This window comes from Methylobacterium tarhaniae, assembly GCF_001043955.1.
Classification (GTDB): Bacteria; Pseudomonadota; Alphaproteobacteria; order Rhizobiales; family Beijerinckiaceae; genus Methylobacterium; species Methylobacterium tarhaniae.
Genome location: NZ_LABZ01000145.1, coordinates 30913 through 46426, shown reverse-complemented (window position 1 = coordinate 46426; position 15514 = coordinate 30913). Strand labels below are relative to the sequence as shown.

At 69.9% G+C, this 15514-nt stretch carries 15 protein-coding genes, 1 tRNA gene and 1 pseudogene; 5 read left to right on the top strand and 12 right to left on the bottom strand.

Annotated elements, in window-relative coordinates:
* Positions 1–118 precede the first annotated feature (118 nt).
* From VQ03_RS20255 to VQ03_RS20240, 4 genes and pseudogenes are all read right to left on the bottom strand, one after another.
* Positions 119–205, bottom strand: a tRNA-Leu gene (locus VQ03_RS20255).
* Between the two features lie 407 nt (positions 206–612).
* Positions 613–1485 (bottom strand): annotated as a pseudogene (locus VQ03_RS20250) (efflux RND transporter periplasmic adaptor subunit); the annotation flags it as partial.
* Positions 1486–1495: 10 nt separating this feature from the next.
* Positions 1496–1690, bottom strand: a complete 195-nt coding sequence (locus VQ03_RS20245; RefSeq protein WP_048452702.1) for a DUF1656 domain-containing protein — start codon at positions 1688–1690, stop codon at positions 1496–1498.
* Between the two features lie 3 nt (positions 1691–1693).
* Positions 1694–3727, bottom strand: coding sequence for an FUSC family protein (locus VQ03_RS20240; protein WP_083468118.1), 2034 nt, complete (start codon positions 3725–3727; stop codon positions 1694–1696).
* Positions 3728–3859: 132 nt separating this feature from the next.
* On the opposite strand from VQ03_RS20240, the gene VQ03_RS20235 reads away from it, so the two are divergent.
* Positions 3860–5017, top strand: coding sequence for a zinc-binding dehydrogenase (locus VQ03_RS20235; protein ID WP_048442159.1), 1158 nt, complete (start codon positions 3860–3862; stop codon positions 5015–5017).
* Between the two features lie 132 nt (positions 5018–5149).
* The gene (locus VQ03_RS20230; RefSeq protein WP_053078671.1) at positions 5150–5563 is read left to right on the top strand and encodes a DUF2147 domain-containing protein; all 414 of its coding nucleotides are present in this window, start codon (positions 5150–5152) and stop codon (positions 5561–5563) included.
* A 205-nt stretch (positions 5564–5768) separates the two neighbouring features.
* Here the strand turns inward: VQ03_RS20230 and VQ03_RS20225 are convergent, their stop codons facing one another.
* Positions 5769–6170, bottom strand: a complete 402-nt coding sequence (locus VQ03_RS20225; RefSeq protein WP_048452716.1) for a DUF4345 domain-containing protein — start codon at positions 6168–6170, stop codon at positions 5769–5771.
* A 67-nt stretch (positions 6171–6237) separates the two neighbouring features.
* The gene (locus VQ03_RS20220; protein ID WP_048452701.1) at positions 6238–6696 is read right to left on the bottom strand and encodes a MaoC family dehydratase; all 459 of its coding nucleotides are present in this window, start codon (positions 6694–6696) and stop codon (positions 6238–6240) included.
* A 130-nt stretch (positions 6697–6826) separates the two neighbouring features.
* On the opposite strand from VQ03_RS20220, the gene VQ03_RS20215 reads away from it, so the two are divergent.
* Positions 6827–7909, top strand: a complete 1083-nt coding sequence (locus VQ03_RS20215; RefSeq protein WP_048452700.1) for an inositol-3-phosphate synthase — start codon at positions 6827–6829, stop codon at positions 7907–7909.
* A gap of 268 nt (positions 7910–8177) precedes the next feature.
* Here VQ03_RS20215 and ung read toward each other — a convergent pair whose 3' ends face one another.
* Positions 8178–8882 carry a uracil-DNA glycosylase gene (gene ung, locus VQ03_RS20210; protein WP_048452699.1) on the bottom strand — a complete coding sequence of 235 codons (705 nt, stop codon included), beginning with the start codon at positions 8880–8882 and terminating at the stop codon, positions 8178–8180.
* Positions 8883–8888: 6 nt separating this feature from the next.
* Positions 8889–10400 (bottom strand): bifunctional metallophosphatase/5'-nucleotidase, encoded by a 1512-nt coding sequence (locus tag VQ03_RS20205; protein ID WP_048452698.1) that lies wholly within the window; start codon positions 10398–10400, stop codon positions 8889–8891.
* Positions 10401–10645: 245 nt separating this feature from the next.
* Between VQ03_RS20205 and hemH the strand changes: the two genes are divergently transcribed.
* Positions 10646–11728, top strand: coding sequence for a ferrochelatase (gene hemH, locus VQ03_RS20200; protein WP_048452697.1), 1083 nt, complete (start codon positions 10646–10648; stop codon positions 11726–11728).
* A gap of 62 nt (positions 11729–11790) precedes the next feature.
* Complete coding sequence (locus VQ03_RS20195; RefSeq protein WP_048452696.1) at positions 11791–12339, top strand: methylated-DNA--[protein]-cysteine S-methyltransferase; 549 nt, start codon at positions 11791–11793, stop codon at positions 12337–12339.
* A 122-nt stretch (positions 12340–12461) separates the two neighbouring features.
* On the opposite strand, the gene VQ03_RS20190 is transcribed toward VQ03_RS20195, so the two are convergent.
* From VQ03_RS20190 to groES, 4 genes are all read right to left on the bottom strand, one after another.
* Positions 12462–12923: a PIN domain-containing protein gene (locus VQ03_RS20190; protein ID WP_048452695.1), complete on the bottom strand. Its 462-nt coding sequence runs from the start codon at positions 12921–12923 to the stop codon at positions 12462–12464.
* Entirely contained in the window at positions 12923–13165 is a 243-nt protein-coding gene (locus VQ03_RS20185) for a type II toxin-antitoxin system Phd/YefM family antitoxin (protein ID WP_048452694.1), read from the bottom strand. The genes VQ03_RS20190 and VQ03_RS20185 overlap by 1 nt, the downstream gene beginning before the upstream one ends.
* A gap of 141 nt (positions 13166–13306) precedes the next feature.
* A complete protein-coding gene (gene groL / locus VQ03_RS20180; protein ID WP_048452693.1) occupies positions 13307–14947 on the bottom strand; it encodes a chaperonin GroEL in 1641 nt (546 codons plus the stop codon).
* A gap of 104 nt (positions 14948–15051) precedes the next feature.
* On the bottom strand, positions 15052–15339 hold the full coding sequence (gene groES, locus VQ03_RS20175) for a co-chaperone GroES (protein WP_048433003.1): 288 nt from the start codon (positions 15337–15339) through the stop codon (positions 15052–15054).
* Positions 15340–15514: the final 175 nt, after the last annotated feature.

Sequence of the window (15514 nt, the reverse complement as noted above, 5' to 3'; positions counted from 1 at the left end):
AATCGAATAGGCTCTGGGAGGCGGCCACCAGGTCAGCAGGACGGCGAAGGGGGCGATCGAATCCGTCGACGGGTGGCCAGGCGCCACGCTGAACAATCCGCGGATCGTCCGGGACGAGTGGTGCGGGCGGTCGGACTCGAACCGACATATCCGTGAGGACGGCGGATTTTGAGTCCGCTGCGTCTACCAATTCCGCCACGCCCGCGCGCGGTGAAGCCCCTCTCCTGTGCCGTGCGAAGCGGGAGCGTGTCAATCCCGTGCGCTGCGGCCGTTGCCCTGATTGCGATGCGAGCCGCGCGGCTCCCTGGCTGGCGTGTCCTTGGAGGGAGCATCCTTGGGCGAGGCATCTTTGGCCGGAAGATCCTTGGCCGGAAGATCCTTGGCGGCCTCCGGCGCCTCGTCGATGCCGGGCGCGATGCCCGGCGCGATCTCCTCGGCGCCCGGGCCCGCCTTCGGGTCGGGGGCCGGCAGGGTCGAAACGTCGTGCGAGCCCTCGACCGTGGTGGTGACGCCGGCCGGCGCGACGCCGCCGCCCTGCGGCCGCTTGGGACCGAGGCGGTCGACGAAGGCGAGGAACACGTCGCGCAGGCGGTCGCCGGGCCCGGCATAGGCGCCGACCGAGACCGTCGCGGTCATGCCGGCCACCAGGGCGACATGGGCCGGCACCTGCTCGATGCGGATGCGCACCGGCACCCGCTGGGCGAGGCGGACCCAGGTATAGACCGGGTCGACGCTGGGAAGCCCCTGCGTGCTCGCCGCGGCGTTCGGGGTGCTGATGCCCCGGGTGATGCTGTCGATCCGGCCGCGGATCGGCTCGGCATAGCCCATCAGGGCCGCGATCGCCGGAGCGCCGACACGGATGTGGTCCATCTTGGTCTCCTCGAAATAGCCGTCGATCCAGTAGGAATCGGCGTCGATGACCGAGACGTTGGGGCTGCCCGTGGTGGCGAAATCGCCCACCCGCAGGAGCAGGTTGGTGACGTAGCCGTTGACGGGGCTCCGCACCTCCGTGCGCTTCAGGTTGATCTCGGCCTGCGCCGCCTGCGCCTGGGCCGAGGCGAAGGCGGCCTCCGCCTGCTTGGCGATGCCGGCATATTGCTGCTTCTCCTCGATCGAGGTCGAGACCGTGGTCAGGGCCTCGCGCCGCGCGGCCTGGGCGCGCTTGACCTGGAGGTCGGCCGCGCGGTTCTCGACGTCGGCCTTGGCGGAATCGAGCGCGACCTTGAAGTCGAACGGGTCGATCACGTAGAGCACGTCGCCCTTGCGGACGCGCTGGTTGTCGACCACGCGCAGCTCGGTGATCTGGCCCGAGACCTGGGGGGCGACGTTGGCCACCTGCACCCGCACCCGCCCGTCCCGGGTCCAGGGGGCGGTGACGTAATATTGCCAGACGATCAGGGCGGCGGTCGCGGCGAGCACCAGCACCACGAGGGTCGCCAGGATCCGCAAGGCACGCCGGCCCCGGGTCGTCCGCTTCACCGCCACGCCACTCTCCTCACACCAGAACGATCAAGAGCGCCAGGATGCACACGTAGATCCCCGCCTCGGCCAGCGGCGGGTTGGCGAAGACGCGCTCGAAGCGCATCAGGCGCAGGAGCGGCCGCAGGCAGAGCAGGATCGCCAGCGCGAGGGCCGCGTAGACGACGAAGGGGGAGACCAGCACCCCGCCGATCGTCAGCTCGTGAAACATCGCCTAGCGGGCCCCCCGGAGGTCGAGGCGCCGCAGCACCCGGGCCTGCCCCTCGACGACATAGGACGCGGCGGCGAGGTCGGCCACGACCCGTGTTGCGATGCGGCGCGATTCGGCCGGCGCGGCGCGGGCGGCGGCGAGGAGGGCGGCCCCCGCCTCGCGCAACGCCGCCGCGTCGGCCCGTCGCAGCGCGGACCTGGCCTCGTGCACCGCAGCGTCATAGGCTGATACCCCGGCGAGCCGGTTCAGGCCAGCTTGCGCCCCGGCGGCGGCGGTGTCGAGGGCGGCGAGCGCGAAGGCGTGCCGCAAGGTGGCCCGGCGCACCGCGCCCGCGGTGCCGGCCCAGCCGGCGAACTGCACCACCCGGTCCGCATCGAGATAGATCCGCTCGTCGGCCTCCTGCGGCTCGCCCGACAGGGCCTCGATCACGTCGGACCGGGCGGCCTGGAGCGACCAGCGCCGGCGCTGGGCATTGGTGGTCGGCAGCACGATCCGGATCACCAGGAACAGGATCAGCCCCGACAGGCAGAACAGCACGGAGGTGTTGAGGTAGGATTCCGGGTTGTAGGGCTGCGGGTTCGCCGGTGCGAGCACCACCGGGAAGAACACCAGCAGGATGAAGCCGAGGCTTGCCGTCGACGGCCGCAGGCTGAGCAGGGAGGCGGCGACGATCACCGGCGCCATCGCGATGGCGAGCAGCGGGAAGCCCTGGCCGCCGTCGAGCACGACGAACTCGACGATCCCGGCGCAGGCCGCGGCGAGCGGCAGGCCCCAGAGCGCCCCGGCGGCGAAGCCGGTCGGGTTCGGGTTGATCGAGGCGAGCGCCGCGAAGGCCGAGACCTGGAGCAGCGCCGAAGAGGTCGCCGGCCAGCCGCTCAGCACGAAGAACGCGGCGCTGATCGCGATCGTGATGACCACCCGGGCGGCGTTGCGCAAGGCGTCGGGGAAGTCGCGATGCACCGGCAGCCGCATGTCGCGCCACGGTTCGCGGCCGGTCTCCAGCGCCGCGATCCCATCCTCCGCCAGCCGGTCCTGGCGCAGCAGGTCGACGGCCCGCCGGTGCAGCAGCACCGAATCCGGATCCGCCGCGCCGCGCGCCGCCAGCGCGTCGAGGCGCGCCATCAGGTCGGGCAGGGCGTTCCGGTCGCCGTCGAGGCCGGCGAGCACTTTGGCCCGCAGGTCGTCCGGATCGCCGGAGCGCGAGACCGCCAGCGCGAAGGAGCGGGCGGCGGCCACCGAGGCGAACAGGGACGCCACCGCGCTCCGCGCCCCCGCCGCCCGGTTCTCGCCGTCGTGGAACTCCGTCCCGACCACCCCGATCGCGTCGCGGGGCGCGGCCACCAGGCGCATCGCGTCGGCGGCGTCCTCCGGGCCCGGATCGCCGTCCCGGACGGCCCGGCGGACGAAGTCGCGCACCGCGTCGCGGGCCTTGGCCATGCCGGCGCTGAGCTCGGGGAAGACGTAAGGGGCGCCGAGCGCGTCGTTGATGAAGGTGATCGACAGGATGCCGAGGGTGATCGCGGCGACGCGGGCGACGCCGGACTCGAACACCGATTGCGGCGCGTCGATGTTGTTGATGGCGATGATCGCCACCGTGTAGCCCGACAGCATGGCGCCGTAGGCCTTCGTGCCCTGGAGATAGTTGGCGACGAAGACGCACAGCCCCATCCAGGTCGCGAAGGCGACCAGCATCTCGACCCGGTCCTGCCCGAACAGGGCGGTGAACAGGATCGCGACCGCGAAGCCGATGAGCGTTCCGAGGAAGCGGTAGGCCGCCTTCGACAGCGCCTGCCCCCGCCGGGGCTGGGCCAGGATCGCCACCGTGACGGCGGCCGAGGACGCGCTCTCGAGCTCGAGCCAGAACCCGGCATAGAGCGCCAGCATCATGGCGAGCCAGATCCGCAGGGCATAGGCCCAGGACGAGAGCGGCGGCGGCTCGATCCGGTCGAGGACGGCATCGATCCAGCCGCGACTGTCCGTCACCTCTGCCGCATTCGTCTCCCCGGCCTTCGTCTCCCCCGCGTTCACCTGGGCCATCGTGCCCCTCCGGGATCGATCGCGCCCGATTGGGATGCACAATCCGAATTCGATGCTAGGGTAGGGGCGGCCGGGCAAAGACCCGGCCCGCGGTCCCGCGCCGCGCCAAAACAGCCAATCGAGGAAGCGCCGATGAGCAAGCCTGAGATCCGCGTGGCCACGTTCGCGGGCCCGGGAGCGGAACCCGTCATCCAATCGGTGCCCTGGCCGAAGGTGCCGCGCAAGGCCGCCCTGATCAAGGTCGGCGCCTGCGGCGTCTGCGGCACCGACCAGCACATCCTCAAGGGCCATTGGCCCAAGCCCCTGCCGTGGCCCTTCACGCTCGGCCACGAGATCGGCGGCGTCATCGTCGAGAAGGGCGAGGAGTTCACCGCCGACTTCATGGAGAAGCCGCTCCAGGTCGGCTCCAAGGTGATGATCCCGCCGCTGATGCCCTGCGGGCACTGCTATTACTGCGTCCACTACCCGGAGCAGGCCAACAAGTGCCTGACACCGGTCTATTACGGGCGCTATCTCGGCTTCGACAAGGCGCCGCACCTGTGGGGCGGCTGGGCCGAGTACGTCTATGTCGACTTGGAGATGCTGCCGGGCACCAAGGTCTACAAGTTGCCCGACGACATGTCGCTGCGCCTCGGTGCCCTCTCCGAGCCCCTGACCTCCTGCATCCGCGCCTTCAACCGGGCGACCCGGGCCGGCGGCTTCAAGTGGGGCGACACCGTGGTGATCCAGGGCTCCGGCCCGATCGGCATCCTGGCGGTGGCGGCCGCCCAGGAGATGGGCGCCGGCCGGGTGATCTGCGTCGGCGCGCCGGAGGAGCCGCGCCTCGCGCTCGCCCGCAAGTTCGGCGCCGAGGCCACGGTCGACATCACCAAGGTCACGACGCCCGAGGCCCGCATCGCGGCGGTGCGCGAGATCGTCGGCGGCTTCGGCGCCGACCTCGTCATGGATTGCTCCGGTCACCCGACCGCCGGTCCCGAGGGGATCGAGTTCCTGCGCGACGGCGGCACCTACGTGGAGATGGGCCAGTTCACCGATGCGGGGAAGATCGAGACGTCCTGGCACCGGATCTGCTCCAAGGACCTGAACGTCCTCGGCTCCTGGGCCTTCACCGGCAACGACCTGCCGCTCGGCGTCGACATGCTCTACCGCGCCCGGGACAAGTATCCGTGGCTGGAGATGCAGACGGTCTATCCCTTCACGCAGGAAGGCGTGTCGCAGGCGGTGAAGGACGCGATGGCGATGAAGACGGTGAAATCCACCATCGTGCCGTTCCCGGAGCTCGTCGCCTGACGCGGGCGCCGGGCTGCATGACGGGAAGGGCACATGACGGGAAGGGCGCATGGCGGGAAGGGCGCATGGCGGGACGGCCGGGAAGGCGCTAGGTCGGGGGACTCGTGATTCGTGTCTCCGGAGCCCGCGCCGTTGCGTCCCGTCCTGCTCGCCGCCCTGATCCTCACCTGCGCGCCGGCGCTCGCCCGCGCGCAGGCGGGTCCCCAGCCCGTCGGCCTGTGGCTCACGCCTGCGGGCGATTCGCAGATCCGCATCAGCCGCTGCGCCGCCGCCTATTGCGGCACGATCGCCAAGGTGCTGGCCGGCGAGACCAAGGACGTCCACAACCCCGACGCATCCTTGCGCGGCCGCAGCCTCGTCGGCGTGGCGCTCACCCGCGACATGCACCCGGCCGGCGAAGGCTGGGAGGGCTCGCTCTACAATTTTCGCGACGGCAAGACCTATTCGGGCAAGCTCGCCATGAAGGGGCCGAACGTGCTGGAACTGTCGGGCTGCGTGCTCGGCGGGCTGATCTGCAAGAAGCAGATGTGGACGCGGGTGGATTGAGAGGCGCGCCGTGGCTGAACCCTCCCCCGTCCCAAGTCGGGCATGCCCGACTAGGGCACAGGGATGTGGAACTCGGGCTTGCCCGAGTTGGGCATAGGGGATGTGGAACGCGGGCTTGCCCGAGTTGGGCACAGGGGATGTGGAACTCGGGCAAGCCCGAGTTCCATGGGGGGAGGGTTGATGCGCGGTCGCCGGCCGCCTCGACTTACAGAACCGTCTCCCCCGCCCGGTTCGCCACCCGGATCTGCCACAGGCAGAGCAACGGCGTGACCACCAGCTCCATGCCGAGCGCCGCCAGCATGGTGAGGGACGGCACGCCGGTGAGCCACAGGCCGAGGAGCCGGCTCAAGCCGCCCAGCACCACCACCATCGTCAGGAAGCGGAACAGCGACGTCTTCGTCTCGATGCCCGGAATCGTCGACCAGAACAGCAGGCCGATCCCGAGCAGCAATCCCGACAGGTAGCGGAAGTGGCTGTCGGTCGAGACGTCGAAGGGGCCGCCGCCGAGGCCGGCCTGGCCGAACAAGACGCCGTAGAGCCCGCCCAAGACCGGCACGAGCCCCGCCACAGCCACCACGCGCTGAAGGGCGCGCCGCTCCGTCTCCAAGGTCATCCCGACAGCCTCGCTGCATCTCCCCCGGACAATCCGTCAGGAACCGCACGGTTCACCGGTTTCACCAGTGATGCAGCACCACCGCCTCGGCGAGGCAGGCCGGCTTCTCGGCGCCCTCGATCTCCACCGTCACACCGTAGGTGGTGCGCAGGCCCCGGGGCGGGACGTCGAGGGCGGCGGCCACCCGCACCCGGCCGCGCAGGCGCGCATTCACCACCACCGGCGCCGGGAAGCGCACCCGGTCGAGGCCGTAATTCAAGCTCAGCCGCAGACCCTCCAGGCGTCGAACCCCGGCGATGAAGCGCGGGACCAGCGACAGGGTGAGGTAGCCATGCGCCACCGTGGCGCCATAGGGCGATTCCCGCGCCGCCCGCTCCGGGTCGACATGGATCCACTGGTGGTCGTCCGTCGCGTCGGCGAAGCGGTCGATCATCGCCTGGTCGACGGTGATCCACTCGCCGACCCCGATCTCCTGCCCGATCGCCACCTTCAGGGCCTCCGGCCCGTCGAAGATCTCCATGCGGTCTCCTCCCGTTGCCGGCGCACCTTAGGGCCCGTCGGCCGGGACGGCCACGCTCGATCGGGGATCGATACTCCGCCAGAGTGTTCTACTTAGTGGGTGAGAGTACCGGTTGCGAGGAGTACGGGCGGTGGGCCAGAAGAGCGTGCGGGTCGCGATCGCGGGCGTCGGCAACTGCGCCTCCTCCTTCGTGCAGGGCCTGACCTATTACCGGGAGGCCGGCCCGGGCGAGGCGGTGCCGGGCCTGATGAGCCCCGATCTCGGCGGCTACCGGGTGGCGGACGTGACGGTGGTGGCCGCCTTCGACGTGTCGGAGGCCAAGGTCGGCCGCGACCTCGCCGAGGCGATCCTGGCGCCCCCCAACAACACCACGCGCTTCGCCGCCGTTGCGCCGACCGGGGTCACGGTGGAGCGCGGCCCGACCCTCGACGGGCTCGGCCGCTATCTCGAGGCGGTCGTGCCGGAATCGGCCGCCCGGCCGGTGGACGTCGCCGCCAGCCTCCGGCGCGCCGGGGCCGAGGTGCTGGTCTCCTACCTGCCGGTCGGCTCGCAAGCCGCCACCGAGTTCTACGCCGAGGCCGCGCTGGCGGCGGGCTGCGCCTTCGTCAACTGCATCCCGGTCTTCATCGCCTCGCATCCCGAATGGCGCCAGCGCTTCGAGGCGGCCGGGCTGCCGCTCATCGGCGACGACATCAAGAGCCAGGTCGGCGCCACCATCGTGCACCGCGCGCTGGCCCATCTGTTCCGCGAGCGCGGCGTCAAGCTGGAGCGTACCTACCAGCTCAATTTCGGCGGCAATGCCGATTTCCGCAACATGCTGGAGCGCGAGCGGCTCGAATCGAAGAAGATCTCGAAGACGCAATCGGTGCAGAGCCAGCTCGAGACCGCCCTGCCGCCGGACGACATCCACGTGGGACCGAGCGACTACGTGCCCTGGCTGAGCGACCGGAAGTGGGCCCATATCCGCCTGGAGGGCACGGCCTTCGGCGGGGTGCCGCTGAACCTCGAACTGAAGCTCGAAGTCTGGGACTCGCCGAACTCCGCCGGCATCGTCATCGACGCGGTGCGCTGCGCCGCCCTGGCGCGGGAGCGCGGGATCGGCGGGGCGCTGGTCGGCCCGTCGAGCTGGCTGATGAAGTCGCCGCCGGAGCAGTTCACCGACGAGGAGGCGCATCGCAGGACGCTGGCCTTCGTGGCGGGGGAGGGGAGATAATACCAACGGTCGAAAGAAAACGACCTTCGGTTCCGTTCTCGAATTTCCGTCGAGTCCAAGGTCCCGGACTTCTGGGCTTGTTGTCGAACATTCGAGATGGTCCAACGGACTCGTCGATCTCGGGCTTGCCCGAGATCGAATTTGATGCGTCAGCATCTTAGGCCGTTGGTATAAGACGTCGCTTCCCATCGTCATCCCGGGTTCCGCTGCGCGGCCCCGGGATGACGATGGAGGATGTCAGAACTGTTGCTGGACCGGGATCAACAATCTACGTCAAGCGCCAGTCGATCGGCGCCAGCCCCTTCTCCTCCAGCCACGCATTCGCCTGCCCGAATGGCCGGCTGCCGCGGAAATCCGCCTTGCGGTTGAGGGGCGAGGGGTGGCCTGCCTCCAGCACCAGGTGCTTGGCCCGGTCGATCAGGGCGGCGCGCTGGCGGGCCGGCGCTCCCCAGAGCAGGAAGGCGACCGCCGGGCGCTCGGCCGAGACCGCCGCCACCGCCTGGTCGGTGAGGTCCGACCAGCCGAGCTTCATATGGGCGCCGGACTTCCCCGCCTCGACGGTCAGCGCCGCATTGAGGAGCAGCACGCCCTGCCGCACCCACGGGCTGAGATCGCCGGATTGCGGCACCGCGGAGCCGGTCTCCTCCGCCATCTCGGCGAGGATCACCTTGAGCGAGGCCGGCAGCCGGCGCCCGCCGACATAGGAGAAGGCGAGGCCGTGGGCGTCGCCCGGGGTCGGATAGGGGTCCTGGCCGAGGATCACCGCCCGCACCTGGTCGAGCGGCGTCAGCGTGAGCGCGTTGAAGATGTTCTCCGGCGCCGGCAGCACCCGGGCGCCGGCCTCCCGGCGGGCATCGACCGCCGCCGCCACCCGCTCGGCGCTGCCGTCCCGGAAGAACGGCAGGGCGAGCCAGGGAGACCCGGTGGCGCGGAAGCGGGCGAGGGCGCCCGCCACGGAATCGTCTGTCGGCATCGAACCTCAGGGGCGGCGGATGGTGATGCGCCCCGTCTCGATCGTCAGCGGCGCGTTGGCGCGGATGTAGGACATCACCACGTTGGCGACGAGCGTGCCGTCGGTGGCGCCGACCAGGGTCCGCCCCTCGGCCAGCATCCCGTAATCGTTGCCGCCGGCCAGCATGAAGTTGTTGGCCGCCACCGTGTAGGTCCGGGCCGGGTCGAGGGCTGCGTCGCCGACGCGGATCTCGGCGACCCGCTTGCCGACCGGCGCCGCGGCATCGACCGTGACGGTGAGACCCGACACCTGCGGGAAGCGCCCGGCGGAGCGGCCGAGCTCCGAGAACCCGTTCTCCAGGGCCGCCAGCACCTGGGCGCCGGTGATCTTCACCAGCACCGAGGTGTTGCCGAAGGGCATTTCGGTCAGCACGTCGCGGCGGGTCAGCTCACTGTCGGCCGGATAGGTCCGGTTGCCGCGGATGCCGCCCCCGTTCATCAGGCCGATCTCGGCCCCGGCGGCGTGGCGCAGGGCATCCGCCACCAGGTCGCCGAAGGCGGCCTCGCCCCGGCGCACCGTCTCGATGCGGGTGTCGAGGGGATTGGTCACCCGGCCGAGGGGCACGTCGAGTTCGCGGGCGAGGTCGCCCTCCAGGCGCTGGACCACCGCCAGCACCTCAGGGTCCGGCTCGACCTCGGCGGTGTCGTGGATGCGGAAGGCGGCGGTCCAGGTCAGCGCCCGGCCGGTCCCTTCCGCCTTCACGTCGATGGCGGTGACATATTCGGCGTCGTGGCCGGATTCGGCGAAGACCGTGCGGCCGTCGTAGCGCAAGGCCAGGTCGTGGTCGTGGCCCGAGAGCACGATGTCGGCGTGGCGGCTCGCCACCAGGGCCTCGTCGGTCGCCCGGTCGGTGTGGCAGACCGCCAGCACCATCTCGGCGCCCGCCGCCCGCAACGACGCCGCCTCGCGGGCGAGCGTGGCGACGGCGGGACCGAACACCCAATCGCCCGATTGCGACTTGGCCGGGGTCTCCGGCAGGGCGATGCCGACCACCCCGAGCGTGATCCCGCCGATGGTCAGGATCGTCGAGTCGCTGGTGCCCGGCACCGGCGCGCCGTCGGGCCGGCGCAGGTTGGCGGCGAAGACCGGAAAGTTCGCGGCCCGCATCCGCTCCAGGTAGATGTCCTGGCCGAAATCGAACTCGTGGTTGCCCGGCACGAACACGTCGGGCTTGATGAGGTTGGTCAGCTCGATGATGTGGCGGCCCTTGTCGATGCCCGACATCAGCGACGGCGAGAGGGTGTCCCCGGCATGGCAGACCAGGACCGGCCGGCCCTGCGCCCGCTCGGCCTTGACCACGGCGGCCAGTTTCGGGAAACCGCCGCGGCCGTCGACCGGACCCATCCGGTAGATGTCGTTGACGAGGACCAGGGTGAAGTCGATGTCCGGCGCCCGCGCGTCGGCAGGCCCGCCCGCCAGGCCGGCGAGGCCGGCTCCGAGGCCGAAGGCGAGGGTCTGGCGGCGGCTGAGCGAGGTCATGCGGGGCTCCGGCGGGCTCGAGAACGCCCAGGGTGAGACACCATTGTCTCACGGTCACCTTGACCGTTGAATGTCTGAATCGCAGCCGAAGGCCCTTCGGACCGGGGGCCGTCGCGGCGCGCCGCGGTGCTGCGTCACGACACGTTGGTTCGGGCGGCCTTTGCGCTATGTAGGCGGCCACCCGACGCGAAGACAGACGGGCCCGGGCGCGCCATCCTCCGGGCCGACAAGCAGACCGGACGATCATGAACGAGGTGACCCCGAACGCCGCGCTCGCCCGCGGCGCCACTCCCGTGGGCCAGACCGGCGCCGGCGCTCTGCCGGCCGGTCACCCGGCCGTGCGCTGGGGCCGGATCGGCGTGCTCCTGATGAATCTCGGCACGCCCGAGGGCACGAGCTACTGGCCGATGCGCCGCTACCTCAAGGAATTCCTCTCCGACCGGCGGGTGATCGAGGTGCCGCGCGCCATCTGGTGGCCGCTCCTCAACCTGGTGATCCTGACCAAGCGCCCGGGCCCGAAGGGACGCGACTACGCCTCGGTCTGGAACAACGAGCGCGACGAGGGCCCGCTCAAGACCATCACCCGCGGCCAGGCCGAGAAGCTCCAGGCGGCGATGGGGGACCGTGTCGTGGTCGACTGGGCCATGCGCTACGGCAAGCCCGAGGTCGACAAGCGCATCCAGGCGCTCCTCGACCAGGGCTGCGACCGGATCCTGCTGGTGCCGCTCTATCCGCAATACGCCGCCGCGACCTCGGCCACCGCCTGCGACCAGGCGTTCCGGGCGCTGATGAAGATGCGCTGGCAGCCGACCGTGCGGGTCTCGCCGCCCTACCACGACGACCCGGTCTATATCGAGGCGGTGGCGAGCGCGATCCGCCGCGACCTCGCCGCCCTCGACTTCGAGCCCGAGGTCATCCTCACCTCGTTCCACGGCGTGCCGAAATCGTACCTGATGAAGGGCGATCCCTATCACTGCCAATGCGTGAAGACCGGCCGCCTGATCCGCGAGGCGCTCGGCTACTCGCCGGAGCGGATGCGCACGACCTTCCAGTCGCGCTTCGGCAACGAGGAATGGCTGAAGCCCTATACCGACGAGACCGTGAAGGAGCTGGCGGCGCAGGGCGTGAAGCGCCTCGCCATCGTGGCGCCGGGCTTCACCGCCGATTGCCTCGAGACCCTGGAGGAGTTGGATGGCGAGAACCGGCACTATTTCGAGGAAGGCGGCGGCGAGCACTTCGCCTACCTGCCCTGCCTCAACGACGGCCCGGAGGGCATGCGGGTGATCGAGCACGTCGTCGCCCGCGAGCTGAAGGGCTGGCTCGACTGAGCGGTGGACGGGCCGCCGCGTCCGTCGCGGCGGCCCCGCGCCCGCGTTAAGTTCGGGTGGCCATGCCCGCGCCGCCCCCCTTCCTCCTCGGAACCCTGCCGACGCCGATCGGTACGATGCTGCTGGTCTTCGAGGAGGACGGTGCCTTGCGCGCCCTCGACTGGTCGGACCACGAGGAGCGGATGCGGCGCCTGCTGCGGCTGCATTACGGCACCGCCTTCACCCTGCAGGACGCCGCCGTGCCGCCGGCGCTCGCGGGGCCGATCGACGCCTATTTCGCTGGCGATCTCCGCGCGATCGACCGGCTCGCAGTGCGGACCAACGGCACCGCCTTCCAGCGCGGGGTCTGGGCCGCGCTCCGCGACATTCCGGCCGGCACCACGATGAGCTACGGCGCCCTCGCGCGAAGCCTCGGCCGCGACAAGGCGGTGCGGGCGGTGGGGCTCGCCAACGGCGCCAACCCGGTCGGCCTCGTGGTGCCGTGCCACCGGGTGATCGGGGCGAATGCGGCTCTCACCGGCTATGGCGGCGGGCTCCACCGCAAGCAGTGGCTTCTGGCGCATGAGGGTGTGGCGCTCGGGGAGCGGCAGGGGAGGCTGGAGCTGGGGTGAGGCCATGGCTCGCCGGCACGCCATCCCGTTGGGTCACGCCCCAATCACGACGCGCGAGGCGACCGGCGTGGAGATCGACAGGCGGTTCATTCGGCTCGATGTCGGCCGCAAAGAGGACTGGCTCATGGCCCGTTGGGAACCGGCGGCAGGCCCGACTCGTAGGGATTGATGAAGGGAACACCCATCGGCGCGAAGTCCTTCGCGTTGCGGGTCAGCACGCGCAACCCGTGCAGTTCGGCCGTCGCAGCGATCGCGGCATCGGCAAGACCTGGTGAAGCTCCCGCCATCCGAGCACGTGCCGACAGGATTCCCGACAGGCGTGCCGCGTCGCGACCGAGCGGCAGGATGCGGGGGCCGTAGAGATGTTCCACGATCTCGAGCCAAGCGCGCAACCGTGCCGCCTTTCGCGCTTCGCCCCTGATCACCGAGCGCTCGATTCCGGCCGCGATCTCGGCAATCGTCACGACCGACAACCAGAGGTGATCCGCGGCAGCTTCCAGCCAGTCGGCGAAATCACCAAACCCAAGACCCTGCTCTTTCGTCGGCGCTCCTTCCGACAGGATGTTGGTGTCGAGGAGATACATCAGAAGTCGATGTCACGGAGAGGTGTCCGGTCTCTCTCGGGCAGATCGCCGTCGCGCAGTCCCGATGATGCGAGGAGCCTGCCGAAGTTCGGCACAGTCGAGAGTCGCTGCCATTCAGCGAACGACAGCACGACGGCTTCAGGTCTGCCGTGGCGCGTGATGACGCTTGGCTCTCCACGAACGGCATCGTCGACGACGGCCGACAGGGCCGCCTTGGCGTCCCGAAGCTGGATCTCGCGCATGACGCTCTCCCATGACTACAATAGTCATATTGTACGCTTGCTTGCCAAACCGGCAAGCCGGTCTCGTCGGTGGAGCGCAAAAGGAAAGGGGCCGCCTCGCGGCGACCCCCTTCCGTCTTCTCAGGACTGGATAGCTCGGACTTAGAAGTCCATGCCGCCCATGCCGCCGCCCGGCATCGCCGGAGCCGGGGAGTCCTTCTTCGGCGCGTCGGCGACCATCGCCTCGGTCGTCACCAGCAGGCCGGCCACCGAGGCGGCGTCCTGCAGGGCGGTGCGCACGACCTTGGCCGGGTCGACGATGCCGGCCTGGATCATGTCGACGTAGTCCTCGGTCTGGGCGTTGAAGCCGTAGGTCTCCGAGTCGCCCTTGTCGGCGATCTTGCCGACCACGATCGAGCCCTCGACGCCGGCATTGCTGGCGATCTGGCGGATCGGGGCCTCAAGGGCCTTCAGGACGATCTTGATGCCGGCCTGGACGTCGGCGTTGTCGCTCGACAGGGCCGCCACGGCCTTCTTGGCGCGCAGGAGCGCGGTGCCGCCGCCGGGAACGATGCCTTCCTCGACCGCCGCGCGGGTGGCGTGGAGGGCGTCGTCGACGCGGTCCTTCTTCTCCTTGACCTCGACCTCGGTCGCGCCGCCGACGCGGATCACCGCGACGCCGCCCGCGAGCTTGGCCAGACGCTCCTGGAGCTTCTCGCGGTCGTAGTCCGAGGTGGTCTCCTCGATCTGCGCCTTGATCTGCTGGACGCGGGCCTCGATGTCGGCCTTCTCGCCGGCGCCGTCGATGATCGTGGTGTTCTCCTTCTCGATGCGGACGCGCTTGGCGCGGCCGAGCATCGGGAGGGTCACGTTCTCGAGCTTGATGCCGAGGTCCTCGGCGATCATCTGACCCTGGGTCAGGATCGCGATATCCTCGAGCATGGCCTTGCGACGGTCACCGAAGCCCGGCGCCTTCACGGCCGCGACCTTCAGGCCGCCGCGCAGCTTGTTGACCACCAGGGTGGCCAGGGCCTCGCCCTCGATGTCCTCGGCGACGATCAGCAGCGGCTTGCCGGTCTGAACGACGGCCTCGAGCACCGGCAGCATCGCCTGGAGCGACGACAGCTTCTTCTCGTGGATGAGGATGTAGGGGTCCTCGAGCTCGGCGATCATCTTCTCCGCATTCGTGATGAAGTACGGGGAGAGATAGCCGCGGTCGAACTGCATGCCCTCGACGACGTCGAGCTCGGTCTCGGCGGTCTTCGCCTCCTCGACCGTGATGACGCCCTCGTTGCCGACCTTCTGCATGGCATGGGCGATCATCTCGCCGATGTCCTTGTCGCCGTTGGCCGAGATCGTGCCGACCTGGGCGATCTCCTCCGAGGCCGACACCTTCTTGGCGCGGCTCTGGATGTCCTTCACGGCGGCCTGGGTGGCGAGGTCGATGCCGCGCTTCAGGTCCATCGGGTTCATGCCGGCGGCGACGTACTTGGCGCCCTCGCGGACGATGGCCTGGGCCAGCACGGTCGCGGTGGTGGTGCCGTCACCCGCGATGTCGTTGGTCTTCGAGGCCACTTCGCGCACCATCTGGGCGCCCATGTTCTCGAACTTGTCGGCGAGCTCGATCTCCTTGGCGACGGTCACGCCGTCCTTGGTGATCCGGGGAGCGCCGAAGCTCTTCTCGATCACGACGTTGCGGCCCTTCGGGCCGAGCGTGACCTTCACGGCATCCGCCAGGATGTCGACGCCGCGCAGCATCTTCTCGCGGGCGTCGGAGGCGAAACGAACGTCTTTCGCTGCCATGGTGAATCCTCACTTCAGATCGGTGTTGCAGGGGAAAGCCGTCCGGCGTCAGCTCCCGGTCGGGGCGCCGCCGTCAGGCTTGCAGGGCGATCAGGGGGTGGCGATTACGCCAGCACGCCCATGATGTCGGACTCCTTCATGATGAGGAGGTCCTTGCCGTCGATCTTGACCTCGGTGCCGGACCACTTGCCGAACAGGACGCGGTCGCCGGCCTTGACGTCGAGGGGGTTCAGCTTGCCGGACTCGTCGCGGGCGCCGGGGCCGACGGCGACGATCTCGCCCTCTTGCGGCTTCTCCTTGGCGGTGTCCGGGATGATGATGCCGCCCTTGGTCTTCTCCTCGCTCTCGATGCGACGGACGACGACACGGTCGTGCAGCGGACGGAATTGCATGTGCTGCCCTCTTGCTTCGCAGAACGCATTGCGGTTGGTGCTGGCGCCGAAGCCACCGGCCCAACCCGGGCATTAGCACTCTCGTGAGGTGAGTGCTAAGGCAGGCGTGGAGATAATCGGGCCGCGCGACCGAGTCAAGGCGCTGGCCTGTGGCGTACGCGGCACAATCGGACGG

What these genes read in the sequence shown, in the direction of transcription:
- VQ03_RS20195 (WP_048452696.1), top strand. Translation starts at nt 11,791, where the DNA reads ATGCCCGCGCCGCCCCCCTTCCTCCTCGGAACCCTGCCGACGCCGATC.
- VQ03_RS20235 (WP_048442159.1), top strand. Translation starts at nt 3,860, where the DNA reads ATGAGCAAGCCTGAGATCCGCGTGGCCACGTTCGCGGGCCCGGGAGCG.
- ung (WP_048452699.1), bottom strand. Translation starts at nt 8,882, where the DNA reads ATGCCGACAGACGATTCCGTGGCGGGCGCCCTCGCCCGCTTCCGCGCC.
- groES (WP_048433003.1), bottom strand. Translation starts at nt 15,339, where the DNA reads ATGCAATTCCGTCCGCTGCACGACCGTGTCGTCGTCCGTCGCATCGAG.
- VQ03_RS20190 (WP_048452695.1), bottom strand. Translation starts at nt 12,923, where the DNA reads ATGTATCTCCTCGACACCAACATCCTGTCGGAAGGAGCGCCGACGAAA.
- VQ03_RS20245 (WP_048452702.1), bottom strand. Translation starts at nt 1,690, where the DNA reads ATGTTTCACGAGCTGACGATCGGCGGGGTGCTGGTCTCCCCCTTCGTC.
- VQ03_RS20240 (WP_083468118.1), bottom strand. Translation starts at nt 3,727, where the DNA reads ATGGCCCAGGTGAACGCGGGGGAGACGAAGGCCGGGGAGACGAATGCG.
- hemH (WP_048452697.1), top strand. Translation starts at nt 10,646, where the DNA reads ATGAACGAGGTGACCCCGAACGCCGCGCTCGCCCGCGGCGCCACTCCC.
- groL (WP_048452693.1), bottom strand. Translation starts at nt 14,947, where the DNA reads ATGGCAGCGAAAGACGTTCGTTTCGCCTCCGACGCCCGCGAGAAGATG.
- VQ03_RS20205 (WP_048452698.1), bottom strand. Translation starts at nt 10,400, where the DNA reads ATGACCTCGCTCAGCCGCCGCCAGACCCTCGCCTTCGGCCTCGGAGCC.
- VQ03_RS20185 (WP_048452694.1), bottom strand. Translation starts at nt 13,165, where the DNA reads ATGCGCGAGATCCAGCTTCGGGACGCCAAGGCGGCCCTGTCGGCCGTC.
- VQ03_RS20220 (WP_048452701.1), bottom strand. Translation starts at nt 6,696, where the DNA reads ATGGAGATCTTCGACGGGCCGGAGGCCCTGAAGGTGGCGATCGGGCAG.